Origin of the sequence: Rubellimicrobium arenae, assembly GCF_017916275.1 — a bacterium.
Lineage (GTDB): Bacteria > Pseudomonadota > Alphaproteobacteria > Rhodobacterales > Rhodobacteraceae > Rubellimicrobium > Rubellimicrobium arenae.
In genome coordinates, this window is sequence record NZ_JAFMST010000020.1 from 1 (window position 1) to 13,056 (window position 13,056).

General features: G+C 65.6%; 10 protein-coding genes. 3 read left to right on the forward strand and 7 right to left on the reverse strand.

What is annotated here, in order from left to right; all coding sequences use genetic code 11:
• Nucleotides 1-490: 490 nt before the first annotated feature.
• From J3P31_RS20435 to J3P31_RS20455, 5 genes are all read right to left on the reverse strand, one after another.
• Nucleotides 491-1,993, reverse strand: a complete 1,503-nt coding sequence (locus J3P31_RS20435) for a tetratricopeptide repeat protein (protein ID WP_210530383.1) — start codon at nt 1,991-1,993, stop codon at nt 491-493.
• Nucleotides 1,994-2,089: 96 nt separating this feature from the next.
• Nucleotides 2,090-3,154 carry a vWA domain-containing protein gene (locus J3P31_RS20440; RefSeq protein WP_210530384.1) on the reverse strand — a complete coding sequence of 355 codons (1,065 nt, stop codon included), beginning with the start codon at nt 3,152-3,154 and terminating at the stop codon, nt 2,090-2,092.
• A 467-nt stretch (nt 3,155-3,621) separates the two neighbouring features.
• Nucleotides 3,622-4,917 (reverse strand): PQQ-dependent sugar dehydrogenase, encoded by a 1,296-nt coding sequence (locus J3P31_RS20445; protein WP_210530385.1) that lies wholly within the window; start codon nt 4,915-4,917, stop codon nt 3,622-3,624.
• A 203-nt stretch (nt 4,918-5,120) separates the two neighbouring features.
• The gene (locus tag J3P31_RS20450; protein WP_210530386.1) at nt 5,121-5,924 is read right to left on the reverse strand and encodes a creatininase family protein; all 804 of its coding nucleotides are present in this window, start codon (nt 5,922-5,924) and stop codon (nt 5,121-5,123) included.
• 65 nt (nt 5,925-5,989) lie between these two features.
• Nucleotides 5,990-7,060, reverse strand: coding sequence for a fatty acid desaturase (locus J3P31_RS20455; protein WP_210530387.1), 1,071 nt, complete (start codon nt 7,058-7,060; stop codon nt 5,990-5,992).
• A 129-nt stretch (nt 7,061-7,189) separates the two neighbouring features.
• Between J3P31_RS20455 and J3P31_RS20460 the strand changes: the two genes are divergently transcribed.
• Both J3P31_RS20460 and J3P31_RS20465 read left to right on the forward strand, forming a co-directional pair.
• The gene (locus J3P31_RS20460; RefSeq protein WP_210530388.1) at nt 7,190-8,233 is read left to right on the forward strand and encodes a LacI family DNA-binding transcriptional regulator; all 1,044 of its coding nucleotides are present in this window, start codon (nt 7,190-7,192) and stop codon (nt 8,231-8,233) included.
• Between the two features lie 146 nt (nt 8,234-8,379).
• Nucleotides 8,380-9,309, forward strand: coding sequence for a substrate-binding domain-containing protein (locus J3P31_RS20465; protein ID WP_246849719.1), 930 nt, complete (start codon nt 8,380-8,382; stop codon nt 9,307-9,309).
• Nucleotides 9,310-9,942: 633 nt separating this feature from the next.
• Here the strand turns inward: J3P31_RS20465 and J3P31_RS20470 are convergent.
• Both J3P31_RS20470 and J3P31_RS20475 read right to left on the reverse strand, forming a co-directional pair.
• Nucleotides 9,943-10,629 carry a C-type lectin-like domain-containing protein gene (locus J3P31_RS20470; RefSeq protein WP_210530389.1) on the reverse strand — a complete coding sequence of 229 codons (687 nt, stop codon included), beginning with the start codon at nt 10,627-10,629 and terminating at the stop codon, nt 9,943-9,945.
• Between the two features lie 769 nt (nt 10,630-11,398).
• Nucleotides 11,399-11,704, reverse strand: a complete 306-nt coding sequence (locus J3P31_RS20475; protein ID WP_210530390.1) for a hypothetical protein — start codon at nt 11,702-11,704, stop codon at nt 11,399-11,401.
• 291 nt (nt 11,705-11,995) lie between these two features.
• Between J3P31_RS20475 and J3P31_RS20480 the strand changes: the two genes are divergently transcribed.
• Nucleotides 11,996-12,859: a YsnF/AvaK domain-containing protein gene (locus tag J3P31_RS20480; RefSeq protein ID WP_210530391.1), complete on the forward strand. Its 864-nt coding sequence runs from the start codon at nt 11,996-11,998 to the stop codon at nt 12,857-12,859.
• Nucleotides 12,860-13,056 lie beyond the last annotated feature (197 nt).

The window sequence follows — 13,056 nt, forward strand, 5'->3', positions numbered from 1 at the left end:
GCACGATCCCGTCCGCCAGGGAGCGGAGCGCGCCCGTGATCTCACCTGAGAGCGCCTCCCCCGGCAAGCCGCCCGCAAGAATCCGTGCCCTGCGCCGGTGGCCCCGGCCATGCTCGGCGGCAGCCAGACGGGATCCGGGGCAGGGGAGGTCGACAGCTCGGCTTCAAGCTGCCAGCGGCATGGGCCAGCGCAGCCATGCGGTCCCCCGCCGACCGGCCGGACGGCCGGCGAGGAGGCCGTCGACCCGCCGGCCGTGGCCGCGCCGGACCTCGTCCACCCGCGCCGAATCGGCGCCGCGCTATGGCTGCGGCCACGATCCTCCCCTTCACACAGATTGTGCTCTGCCCCCAATCGGAGCGGGTCAGGACAAGGGCATCGCTGCAGGCCAATCCCCCAGCCCTTGGAAATCAATGAAAGCGGGCTTGAGGACGACAACTCTGCCCGCTGCCTCTCCCGTTCAACCTGATGCTGCTTGCCGACGGGTGCGGCTTTACGGCGAGGCGGCGGCCAGGATCCTGTGGGCCTCATCGGACCCAGGAAACGTCGGGTCCAGATCAAGCGCATGTTGCAGAAGGTGCCGGCCCTCCTTGACTTGGCCTGCAGCAATCAGGGCCAGCCCATGCCGGAACGCCAGGACGGGGCTGGCGGGCTCGGTGGTCCGCAGGGTGGCATAGCGCGTGGCAGCTTCCTCGGCATGGCCGGCCTTCAGCTCGGCCCAAGCCAAGGTGTCCTGCACATCCGGGTTGCCGGGCGCCAGCTCGGCCGCGCGTCGAGCCAGGCCGAGCGCCCGCGACGGGTCCTGATCGGACAGGACGGCAGCCAGGTTGTTCAGCGCGATCCAGGCATCCGGGGCGAGCTCCAGCGTCCGTTCATAGGCCGCGACCGCTGCGTCCATTCGACCGAGCTTCTCCTGCAACGTGCCCAGCCACAGGTAATCTCCGGCGACCGCGCCACTGCGCTGGGACAGCCGAACCGCTGGAGCGAGGGCGTCCTCCACTCGATCAAGCCGGAACAGCGCAAGGCTCTCACCCTTGAGAAGAGCCGGGTTGTCACGGTCTGTCCCCAGGCCATCGCGGTAGCGGGCCAGGGCCTGCTCGTAGTTCCCCTGCGCGCCCAGGAGGTTGCCGACCTCGACGTCAAGCTGGACGTCGTCCGGGAACGATCGATCCGCATCGTTAAGGATCCTCGCGGCCTCCTCCAGTCGACCGGCGGCTACGGCCAGCCGTGCCAGGCCTACGGCGCCGGATGCGCTGGTGCCGCGGCCGGCGATGCGCGCAAAAAGATCCTTGGCCGCGTCGGAGTCGCCCTTGGCCAGATGTGCGTCGGCCAAGGCCTGAAGGACATCGTCCGGAGCGGTCCGGTCGTCCTGCCATGCGGCGAGTATCGCGATGGCATCGTCGGCTCGGCCGACCTGTAGGTAAAGCCGCGCGAGGTCGACCTTGACGCCGACATACTGGCCGGGAAGATCCCTGATCCCTGCCTCGAGATGCTCGATGGCGGCTTGCGTCTGGCCACGTCCGATGGCGATCAGGCCGAGCCGCTGGTGAGCCCGCCGATCCGAGGGATCGATGTCCAAGGCGGCCCGGAAGCTCGCCTCGGCCTCGTCGACGGAGCCGATGGCAAGCTGCACGATGCCAAGATTAGTCCAAGTGGAGGCCTGCCGGGGTTCGAAGCTCAGCGCCTTGTCAAACGCCGACAGGCTTTCCTCAATCCGCCCCACGCCAGCCAAGGCCATGCCCCGCAGCTCATAGGCCGCTGCCGAGGACAATCCGGCGGCCATCGCCGCGTCCACGGCGTTCAATGCCTCGCCTGGCTTCCCGGCCTCCATCAGGGCCAGTGCCTCGCGGAGCCGCGCATCCCCTTGGATGGGGCCTAGCTGAAAGAGCGGATCCTCGAGTGCCCCGTCGAACGAAGTGGCGGCGGAGAGCGGGACTGCCCCCAGTCCCAGGGCCGCCAGGACAAGCAAAGGCAGAAGACGGCGCGCTCGGCTCATGTGGGTTTCCTCCATCCGGCGGATCTGACGGGCAGGCTAGCGACCAAGGCGCATCCGTGCGAGGCCCCTTGGACAGGAGCCCCGCACGCGGTGCCGTCAGAACCAGCGGTTCCGCAGCACCAAGCCCGCGCCCAAGGCGCTCAGCAGCAGAGGCAGAGTGGCGGGCAACGGGATCGGAGCGGGCGTGTCGTCATCGCCCACCACGAAGGAGTCGGCCTCGGACGCGATCGCGCCACCGTCCACCAAGGCATCGATGTTGAACGCGCAACTGCCCTCAGATGTACCGGTGAAGGTCACTTCGAAGGTGAAATCGCGGTCCACGGAGCGGTCGTATGATCCCGAGTAGCCGGGCGAGGTGCTCACGCTCACGCAGCTGGAGTCCCCTGTCACGGCAAGGTCGACCGTGCTGTAGTCGTCGAAGGTGGTGTCGATGGCGTCGATGATGGCCTCGCTCACACCCGTCCCATCGCCGCTCACGCCGAAGATCTCGCCGCCGGTGGCATCGGTGATCCGGGTGGCCTGTCCGCCCTCGTCGAGCCCGGTCCCGGTCGTCCCGACGTTGACCGCATGGACGATGATGCCCTTGTCCTCGAGCGCGCCGGTGGCCGAAGCCTCGGTGTAGGCATCGCCCAGGTAGTCCCGATCCGCCCCGGGTGCATCGCCGAACCATACGATCACGCGCGTCGAGCCCTCGCGCCATGCCGTGCTGTCGGCCGTGATCTCCAGCCCTCCGAAGTTGAATTCGGGGAGGTCGCCGCCACCGCCTGGGGACAGGGAGTTGATCCCGGCCTGGACGGCCGCCGTGTCGGACGTCAACGCCGTCGCCAGCCGATACGGCGTCGAGTCGCTGACATCCTTGTAGTCGACGACGCCGAAGTTGACGTCGCCGAAGCCGCTCAGCGTCGACAGGATCGAGTTGGCGTTGCTCCGCACGTCCGAGATCACGCCGCCCATCGAACCTGTGGTGTCGACCACGAACATGACATCGAGCCGAGCGGAATCGGGTCGGCCTGCCGAGACGGTCACGGTCTTTTCGATCGTCACCGACTCGCCCACGTCGAGCGTTCCGGAATAGGCGGCTGGATCGATCGAGTCGGCGAGTGCGGAACTCGCCGTAAAGGCGAGCATAAGGCTCGCAAAGCCTCTGAACAGGTTCTTCATTGTACCCAAGCCCTCCCAAAAACACCGAAACGTGCGTTTCGGCCCTAGTAGGTTAACAGAAAGTTGACCTTGGGGAAATTAATCAATCTTCGGAAACGATCGGGGAGGTCCCGTCGCCGAGCCTGTCGAACCCTGGCATCGGGGCGTCACGCATTGGCAACGGATGACTCAGCCTCCCTATTCTCCGGCGAGCATCCGGAGTCACGACCCGGCAAGCATCCGGAGTCACGACAAGGCAGGGCGCAAGGGGGCCTGCCTACGCCAACGGGAGCGGATCTCGCCGCTCCGAAATCGCGGCGCCTGATTGTGGCGACCTCCGTAGGGCCGACCAGCCTCCGCGCCGACCTCACCCGTCTGGCGCTCTTCCTTGGCCGTGCGGGGCCGCTTCGTTCAGCAGGTTCGAGGGCGACCATCTCGAGGCGGAGATGAAGCCGGGCCGCGACGTGCGGCGGCCCGGCTGACTGGCCTTAGGCGCCCGTCACGCGCCAGATCACGTCCCCTACGTCGTCGGCTACGAGCAGCGAGCCATCCGGACCGATGGCCACCCCGACCGGCCGCCCATAGGAGAACTTCTCGTCCGGCGCCAGGAATCCCGAGAGAATCTCGCGCGGTGGTCCAACCGGGCGACCGTTCTCGAACGGGATGAAGACGACCTTGTAGCCGCTGAGCGTCGAGCGGTTCCATGACCCGTGCTGCCCGACAACCATTCCATCCGGAAAGCCGGGCAGGGTCCCCGCCGGCAGCCAGCAGAGCCCCAGGGAAGCCGTATGTCCCCCAAGCGCGTAGTCCGGTGTCACGGCCTTGGCCACCATTGCGATGTCCTGCGGCACTCGATCATCGACGGTCTGGCCCCAGTAGCAGAACGGCCAGCCATAGAACGCGCCATCCTGGACGGAGGTCAGGTAGTCGGGCGGCGTCTCATCGCCCAGCCCGTCGCGTTCGTTAACCACGGTCCAGAGGGCTCCGGTCGTGGGCTCCCAGGCCAGCCCCACCGGGTTGCGCAGGCCCGAGGCGAAGATGCGGCTCGCGCCGGTTTCGAGGTCGATCTCATAGATGGCGGCCCGGCCCTTCTCCTTGTCGAAGCCGCTTTCACCGATGTTGCTGAGCGAGCCGACCCCGGCATAGAGCTTGCGCCCGTCGGGGCTCGGCAGGAGGCTCCGTGTCCAATGGCCGGCAGGCTTGAAGCCGACCATCTTCCTGCCTTCCCCGGTAATTCGGGTCGCGCCCTCGGAATAGTCGTAGGCGTAGACGCCATCGGTGTTGCCCACGTAGAAGGTGCCGTCCAGCATGGCCATGCCGAAAGGATGGTTGAGCCCTTCCATGAACGTATGGCGCTCCTCGGCCACGCCATCGCCGTCCGCGTCCCGAAGGAGGGTGATGCGGTTCGGACTATCGCCCACGGCCGCAGCCCGCTTCATCGTGGTGTGCATGGCATAATCGAAAAGGGTGGTGATCGGTCCTCCGGGGACGCCCAGGGCTTCGGCCGTCACCACATCGCCGTTGGGCAGGACATGGATCCAGCGCGGGTGCTTGAGACCAGCCGCGAACGCGTTCACCTTGAGCCCGGGCGCGGCCGTGGGCGTCTGGCCTTCGGTCCAACCGCGGGCGGTGGGCATCTTCAGTGTTGGTATCCCCTGAGGCTTGGCCTCGGGAATGCTGGGGCTGCTGCCAATGGCAGGCTCGCCTTTCATGGTGCCCCATTGCCGCAAGAGGATCATCGTGCCACCGATCATGGCTACGATCTGCGCGAAGATTTTCGACATACCTGCTTTCCTGAATGACCTCACCGGTATGTCAGGTGAAAGTTGACAAGGAAACATGGTCCGGGCGGGGCAGGGCGGCCGGCCGTGCCATGAGTTTCGCGCGACGCGCAGCCCTCGCACTCCCGGTGCTGGCCTGGCCTGGCCTGGCCTGGCCTGGCCGGATCAGGAGCGGCGTTCGACACCGAGATCCTGGGCCGGTCCCGTCATCCAGCCGAAAGCGTGACCCAGTCGCCCTGGGTTACCCGGAAGCGGTCCCAGAGATCGTCGACGTCGGACAGCGTCAGGAAAGCATCCGCTGGGATGTCGGGCAGGTCGAGCGCGCTGACCGCTTGGCCGATCCTGTCCAGCGACGCTCCCAGGATGCGGGTTCCCTCGTCGGCGCTGGCCTCCTCGACGTCCGGGTTCTGGGCGAAGCGCCCCAAGGGGTCCGTCCCGACACGGCCCGCACGGGAGAGGTCGACCAGATCAGGGCGGATCGCCAGGAGTTGCGACAGCTCGTAACGCCCGGCGTGGTCGCCCGTAAACCGCCCCGCAACCAGTTCCGGATCGGTCCGGACGAAATGGGCCATCCCGAACGCGTCCGAGAACGCTTCGACGACCCGCCTCAGATCGGCCTGCGCGCCGTGATGGCCGCTGATGAGCACCAGCCCGCGAAATCCGGCGTTCCGGAAGGCACGAAGCTGATAGAGCAGGGTCTGGAACACGACCTGCGGCGGCAGGGCGCCAAGGCGAGGGTTCACCCCGCCCATCACCTCCTCGAGCCACGGCGCATGATAGCCGGTCTCGTGGACATGGTAATTCATCGTGGGGGCGACGATGCCACCGAAGCGATGCGCCGCCTCGTCGCAGAGCCAATCGGCCTTGATGGTATCCAGTCCGAACGGGGCCACGTGGCCATGCGGCTCGCAGAGCCCCATGGGCAGGTAGACGACGGGGCAGGCAGCCTGCCGCGCGAGGAACTCCTGAGGCTTCAGGGTTTCCCAGCGCACATCCTCGCGGAAGATCATGGATTGCTCTCGGTTCGAAAGGGCGATGGGACGGCCCCTTGCGAGCCCGTTCCGTACGCCTCGGTTCAAGCGACTGCGGTGGGCCGTGCCGGCGAGGGCACATCGCGCTGCACGAAGTATCCCGGATCATGCGCCTGCCGCCACATGGCTGGCAGCACCTCCCGCGTGACGTCCCAAAGACTCGTGTAGGTCTGGGGCAACTGGCTCTGAACCATCCGGTGAAGCACCGGCAGGTTGTAATAGGGGATGAGCGGATGGACGTGGTGCTCGATGTGGTAGTTCAGGTTGGCGTACAGGAACTCGCCGACCGGATTCATGATGAAGGTGCGCGTGTTGAGCCGGTGGTCATGGGAATCCTCGGCCAGCCCCGCATGCTGGGACAGGAAGCCGAAGAAGTTCAGCCAGTTGGCATAGACGCGCGGACCCCAGATGAACAGGAGCGGGACGACGTTGCCCAGGGCCACGCACCAGGCGCCGACGCCCAGAAGGGCAGCCAGGTAGAGGCGGCTGGACCAGATGACCTTCGGCCATTCGCTTTCGGGCACGTAGTATTGCGAGTTGGCCGAACGGATGCCGAAGGAGTGCAGCAGGATGCCCTTCAGCTCGCCTTTGGCGGACATCAGGAAGAAGAAATCCGATGCGATCCGCACCAGATCGGCGGGGCGGGTCACCATGATCTCGGGATCGTATCCCACATGGATCGTATCGGTGTGGTGACGCGCGTGACGCCAGCGCCAGTCAATCGGCTCCTTGAGCGTCATGAACAGGCAGAGCCGACAGAAGGCCTCGTTCAGCCAGCGCGAGCGGAAGGTCGCGCCATGGCCCAAGTCATGGGAGCGCGGGTCGCAGGAACTGTAGATCGTGCCATAGGCGAAGAAGGCCGGAACGGCCCACCAGGACCAGAGGCTGAGATAGGCCACATAGCCCGACACGCCCAGGAGCCCCAGCCAGAGCAGGTAGTTCGCCAGCGGCCGGGCGTCCTGCCGTTGCATGAGCGTCCTGAGCTCCTTCCGGGGAATGTCGAAGGTCCACCACTCGCCTTCGTTGGCGACAGGAACCTCGGCCTGCGCGAGGTCGGTGTTCGAGGAAAAGCCCCTGGCGAGGGCATATCTTTCCGGGACGCTCTTCAGGATCATGGGAACCTCCTCCGATATTCTCCCTTCCCGGGTGTAAGGTCGAGGGCCTCGACCCACAACGATCTTGCCATATTTCGTGTCATCATGCTTCATGGGGGAGCTTGTTGATGGTTCACGGAGTGTCATGGCGTGAATAGGGTGACGATCGCGGACCTGGCCCAGGCTGCCGGCGTCAGCGTCTCGACGGTCAATCGCGTGCTGTCGGGCAACGCCAAGGTCCGCACGGAAACCATCGAGCATGTGCTCGCCGTGGCGCAGCAGTTGAACTTCTACGGGACCTCCGCCATCCGAAGCCGCCTCAAGAAGGATCAGACCCCCTGCCATCTCGGCCTTCTCCTCCAGCAGGAGACGATGCCGTTCCATAGCGAGCTGGGCCGCCGGTTTCGGGCCGAGGTCGATCGAATGGAGGAACGGCATCTGGTGGCTCATGTGGAGCACACCGACGACCTCGATCCCATGGTCGTGGCCGACCGTCTCCGCAAGCTGGGGACCCGCTGCAGCGCCGTCGCCTTGGCCGTGGCCGATCATCCGGCGGTCAACCGTGTCGTCGACGATCTGGCCGCCGAAGGCAAAGCCGTCTTCACGGTGGTCTCGGACCTGAGCGCGAGCGGTCGGGCCGGTTATGTCGGCCTCGACAACCGCCTGTTCGGGCGCGCGGCGGCCTGGTACGCCGCTCACCTCATTCGGCAGGGCTCCGAAGCCGTGGTTGTCATGGGCACGCATCGGCACCTTTGCCAGGAGCAGCGCGAGATGGGCTTCCGGTCCTACCTGCGCGAGCACGCGCCCGACCTGACGCTGCTGGAGACGGCCACGACGCTCGAGATGGATCAGGGCGCCTACGAGGTGACTCGGGACCTCCTTCGTCGGCACCCAAACCTTGGCTTGATCTACGTGACGGGCGGGGGGGTCCGGGGTTGCCTGCGGGCCTTGCGCGAGGTGGATGGCTCTCCGCGTCCCCGTGTCATCAGTTGCGAGCTCAATGCCGACACCCAGGCCGCGCTTGTGGATGGATTGCTTACCGTGGCCTTGGCCCATCCCATGGGAACTCTCGTGGATCGGCTCGTCCGCGTCATGGTCGCCGCGACGGATCCGGCCGAAGGCTTCGCCGGAGGCGATACCCTGGTGCCCTATGTCACGGTGACCTCCGAGAACGCGTATAGTGATGCGCTCTGACACGCCTTGACCTGATTGCCTGCGGGTCATGATCTGAATGACACAGAATATCTCAGGCGTCTTGTCGGGTGGGCCGCTGTCGGTCCAGGCTGCCCTCCAGAACAATCAGCGACGGCGATCGGACCGTTGCGGAGGAGGAGGAAGACATGCTTCACGACAAGGCCTTCGCGCCGCTCAGGGCGGCCGTCATTTCCATGGGTCTGCTCGCGCCCGTCGGCGTTCAGGCCGAGACCATCGGCGTGTCGATGCCCTGGTTCGACGATGTCTGGCTGACGGTCCTGCGGAACGGGATCCAGGATAACGCCAGCAAGGCTGGCTTCGAGACCCAGGCCGAAGACGCGAACGGGGACGTGAACCGCCAGATCGACCAGGTCACCAACATGATCGCCTCAGGGGTCGACGCGCTGATCGTCTCGCCCGTCGACACGTCGGCCACCCAGGTCATGACGCAACAGGCGACCGCCGCGGGCATCCCGATCGTCTATGTGGCGCGAAAGCCCGACGAGGAACTGCCGGCCGGTGCGGTCTATGTCGGCTCGGACGAGCGGACCTCCGGCACCATGCAGGCCGAGGAGGTGGCCCGACAGCTAGGCGGAAAGGGCAATGTCATCCTGTTCCAGGGCGAACTGGCCGTGAACACGACAACCGTCCGATCGAACGGAGTTCGGACGGTGCTGGCCCAGTACCCGGACATCGCGATCGTTCAGGAGCCCGCAGCCAATTATCAGCGGAACCAGGCGTCCGACCTGATGACCAACATCATCACCTCGGGCGAGCCGGTCGATGCCATCATCGCCAACAACGACGAGATGGCCATCGGAGCCATCCTGGCGCTGCAATCGGCTGGCCTCGACCCGAAGCCCGTGGTGATCGCCGGCATCGACGGCACCGCCGACGCGCTGGGTCAGATGCAGGCAGGGGATCTGGACGTCACCGTCTTCCACAATGCCGCCGGCCAGGCCCAGAAGGCCGTGGAGGCCGCAGGCGCCATGATGAGGGGCGAACCCGTCGAGCCGGTCACCTGGGTTCCCTTTGAACTCGTCACGCAAGAGAACCTCTCAAGCTACATGAACTGACATCGGTTCCGTCCAGGATGGATTATTGGGCGGAGTTGCCGACGCGGCTCCGCCGAACCTCCTGGACGAGGTTTCGCAGGAGGGCCCCTTGAGAGGGTCAAGGCATTCCCTTCATCGGACGCTGCAGAAACCGCAGGACCGGTCAGCATCGTCGGATGATGTTTATCCCGTGCCGTTGTCCCTGGGGCATTCCGCATTGCGATCTGAACCGGCACTTATCGTAGTTACTCAATCGCGCCGCGACCTGATGTCTGCCATTCTGAACTGGAACGAACCAACGCGGAGCATCTCTTCAGGTCCGCAATTCGGGTATATGAGGCGGCGTATGCTCCTTTGAGCAAAACCCCTTCGCGGTGGCCTGAAACCCCCTCGATTCAACTAGCCAATGGGCACGCCCACGTATCGTTCCGTTGGAAACGTGGCATGTCAGTCCCAGGCTGTTTCCTGAGGCTCACGGATACAGGGGCCTCGATGAAAGTTTCCGCATCCCGGACCGGGCGGATTTATGGTCCAGCCGCGTTGGCGGGCGGGCCAGTGCATTGGCTGATACGCCCGGATGGGGCCGCTGCGCTAGAGGACGCCTGATTGCAGGGCAGCCGGGGAGCTGCCCCGCTCGTCTCCTTGGGCCCCTCATCAGGTTGCTCGGCGACGTCCCAAGCCTCCGAGCAGTCCAAGAGCGCTGCCCAGAAGCAGCACGGTGGCCGGCACCGGGACGACTGCGGGTTCCATGCCACCGTACTCGACCAGGTAAGCCGTGGCTGCGCCCCACTCGAGCGCGTCGTTCCAGTGCTTCGTGCCGTCGACCCAGCCGATCAGGGCATCCTCCTGTCCGCCCCAGTCGTTCGGCTCACCCCCTGCCCAGTTGGCGTAATCCAGCATCTCGCCGTTCTCGGGCCCGGCGATCCACGTCCAGTTGCCCTCGTGGTCGGCATCGGACGCGGCCAACCAGGTCGGCCTCCAGCCCATGTCAGGGTAGGTGTAAGGGACCCAGTCGTAGCGGGGGACGGAATCCTCGAATTCCGTCGCGGACGTCCAGCCGACGACGACCAGATTCCAGCCCACCTTCACGACGGGACCAAAGGTCAGGTCATCAAGGAAGGCCATCTCATCAGCCGACGTGATCGTGGCCAGATATCCCTTCAGGCCGTGGAAGGTACGATCGGCCGCGGCGGCCATGGCGCCAGCCAGAGAATCCTGCGGATCATTCAGAACCAGCTCGTAATAGTGCCCATTGGCCTCCCATCGCACTGGCACCGCCAGGGCCGAACTCGCGGCCGAGGCCGCCACCGCTGCCGCACCAAGAATGTGGCATTTGTTCATCAAGCACTCCGCAATTACGGCAACCCAGACAAATTACAGTCTAGATATAGCCATAATTCTGGCAATGCGATGGCTTTTTTATGGCTTTCGGGCTGCAAGTCGCTGTGCGGCTATCGTGCTATATCACAATCCGTCTTGGGCCGATGCTATTCTTTGGGTTCATTCTCTTTTAAGGCGATTGTATTTCAGTTGGATCTTGTATTGATGCCGGCCCAGCAATCGTTCTTTCTGGAATCGCTGTTTGTGCGCCCGCCTTGCGGGATCGTCCGGCGGTTTCCAGGGGCCGCCGCGTGGATAGGGAAGGGGACGTGGCCTTCGGCGCGGTCTGGACCCCGTCCCGTTTGGTGCGGGCCATCCATGCCGGGGTGATCTGCTGGGGCTCAGGGCGCTGTCGTTGAAGCTGACCGCTGCCGGGGACGTCCGGTGCCGCCTGGCCCAAGGCTCAGGTGGCGGTCAGGAACTTTCAGGAGCCGCATTCCGTAGCGGCGCCTTCGGAAGCGCGTCGTCCCGTCCTTGATCTTCCGCCGCCCTTCGGGCGCAGATCAGGGCCAGTGACGGGGCCGCGGCCTGCGTTGAGGGCTGGGGGTCCTGCGCTGGGCAGCCAAGAGGACGTTCGGGTGTGGGGGTCGGACCGGAAAGGATCGGGGCCACCTGAGAGGTGGCCCCGGGTCGTCGGTCTACAGCTTGGAGTTCTCGGATCCCTGTCCGAGGGGCCAGGGCACTTTCGAACCCGCCGTCCGATGTGGGCGGGCCGATCCGGGCGGAATGGTTACTCGGTCGTGCCGCCCGTCGTGGTGCCGGTCGTCCCGGTGGTGGTGCCGGTCGTCGCTCCGGTGGTGCCTCCGGTCGTCTCTCCGGTCGTGGCGGCTCCATCGGTGGCAGCCGCTCCGTTCGTGGTGGCGGGGGCGTCCGTCGTGGTCGCCGCGTCGTCCGCACCACCGAAGAGGCCCAGGAGCCAGCCCAGGAGAGCCAGGATGATGATGGCTCCGATCAGATACCAGAGCCAGTTCATGGAGCTGCGCCGCTCGGTCGTGGTTACCTTCGGGTCGCGATAGTCCTGCGGTCCATTCGCCAAGATCATTCTCCTTCTTAGTCGGGCATCGTGGCCTTCGGTCGCTCAATGGCGTGGAGGCCAAGGGGTTCCGTTGCGGGGGGCAAGTTCCACTGTCATGAGGTCAGGCTGGCCCAAGAGAGCGGATAAGCGCCCAAGATCCCCGTGATCGGCCGGATAGCGCACTCGCCGTGGTCAAAGTTGTCGGCGCAGGAAACCCATGATGGTGTCGGCGGGTTGTGCCTGTCGAAACTCACCGTCGCGACGGGACAGGCGCAGTCCGCCCTGTCCCCGCGGCCAGAAAGGGATTCCACGATGCAGCGCGCTGTAACGGCTATCTATCGCACCTCCGAGGTTGCCGAACTGGTTCGGCGAGACCTCGAGCAACTCGGCATCGCCCGGCACAACATCACGGTTCTGCCTGACACCGCCGGCCTTGGCGGCTCGACGCTGGGAACCGGAGACTTCGCGGCGGACCCGATGGACGGGCTTCATGACCTGGGCCTTCCCGAGGAGGATATTCGCACCTACCAGCAGGCGCTTCGGAATGGCGACTTCGTGGTCTCGGTCGATGTCGATGACGAGGATTACCTCAGCCAGGTCCAGGAGATCATGCGTCGCCCCGAGGAGGCCTACGACCTCGACGACCTCGACAACCAATACGCCGACGCGGACTTCATACCGAGGCAGCAGGCCGCCTATGCCGACACCGGCTCGATGGGCCAGATGGGGGGCGGCAACCTCAATCAGGACGGAACGGTGCGGGTCGTCGAGGAACGGCTCAACGTCGGCAAGCAGGAAGTCGACCGGGGCGCGGTGCGCGTGCGCTCGTTCGTCCGGGAAGTTCCGGTGCAGGCCGAGGTCGATCTTCGGTCCACCCGCGTCTATGTGGAGCGTCGGCCAGTGGACCGCGCGGTGAGCCCGGGTGACATCGCCACGGGAGAACAGGTTCTCGAGGCGCGCGAGTACGCCGAGCAACCGGTCGTCTCGAAGGAGGCCCGGGTCGTCGAGGAGATCGGCCTGCGCGAGGAAACCGAGGTCCAGCACCAGCGCGTTCAGGACACGGTCCGGAAGACCGAGGTCGAGATCGAGGACGAGCGCACCGGTGAGCGGACAAGCCTGACCGGAAATACCTCCGGCACGAGCGGTTCGGGCTCTTCGGGCAACAGCGGGTTCTAAGCGAACGACTGCATGGTTCATTCGGGCCCCGGCGCTTGGCGTCCGGGGCCCGGTTCATTTCAAGGATGAACATGCGACGCCTCAGGCGACGGGGCCCCGGACGAACGGTCCTTCAGCCGGACGTGGGGTGGGGCCTCTGATCCGCGAGCCCCGGCCCGCGGATCTGTCGTAGGGGTTGCACGCGCCAAGTGGCCCTT

What these genes read in the sequence shown, in the direction of transcription:
- J3P31_RS20435 (WP_210530383.1), bottom strand. Translation starts at nt 1,993, where the DNA reads ATGAGCCGAGCGCGCCGTCTTCTGCCTTTGCTTGTCCTGGCGGCCCTG.
- J3P31_RS20440 (WP_210530384.1), bottom strand. Translation starts at nt 3,154, where the DNA reads ATGAAGAACCTGTTCAGAGGCTTTGCGAGCCTTATGCTCGCCTTTACG.
- J3P31_RS20445 (WP_210530385.1), bottom strand. Translation starts at nt 4,917, where the DNA reads ATGTCGAAAATCTTCGCGCAGATCGTAGCCATGATCGGTGGCACGATG.
- J3P31_RS20450 (WP_210530386.1), bottom strand. Translation starts at nt 5,924, where the DNA reads ATGATCTTCCGCGAGGATGTGCGCTGGGAAACCCTGAAGCCTCAGGAG.
- J3P31_RS20455 (WP_210530387.1), bottom strand. Translation starts at nt 7,060, where the DNA reads ATGATCCTGAAGAGCGTCCCGGAAAGATATGCCCTCGCCAGGGGCTTT.
- J3P31_RS20465 (WP_246849719.1), top strand. Translation starts at nt 8,380, where the DNA reads ATGCTTCACGACAAGGCCTTCGCGCCGCTCAGGGCGGCCGTCATTTCC.
- J3P31_RS20470 (WP_210530389.1), bottom strand. Translation starts at nt 10,629, where the DNA reads ATGAACAAATGCCACATTCTTGGTGCGGCAGCGGTGGCGGCCTCGGCC.
- J3P31_RS20480 (WP_210530391.1), top strand. Translation starts at nt 11,996, where the DNA reads ATGCAGCGCGCTGTAACGGCTATCTATCGCACCTCCGAGGTTGCCGAA.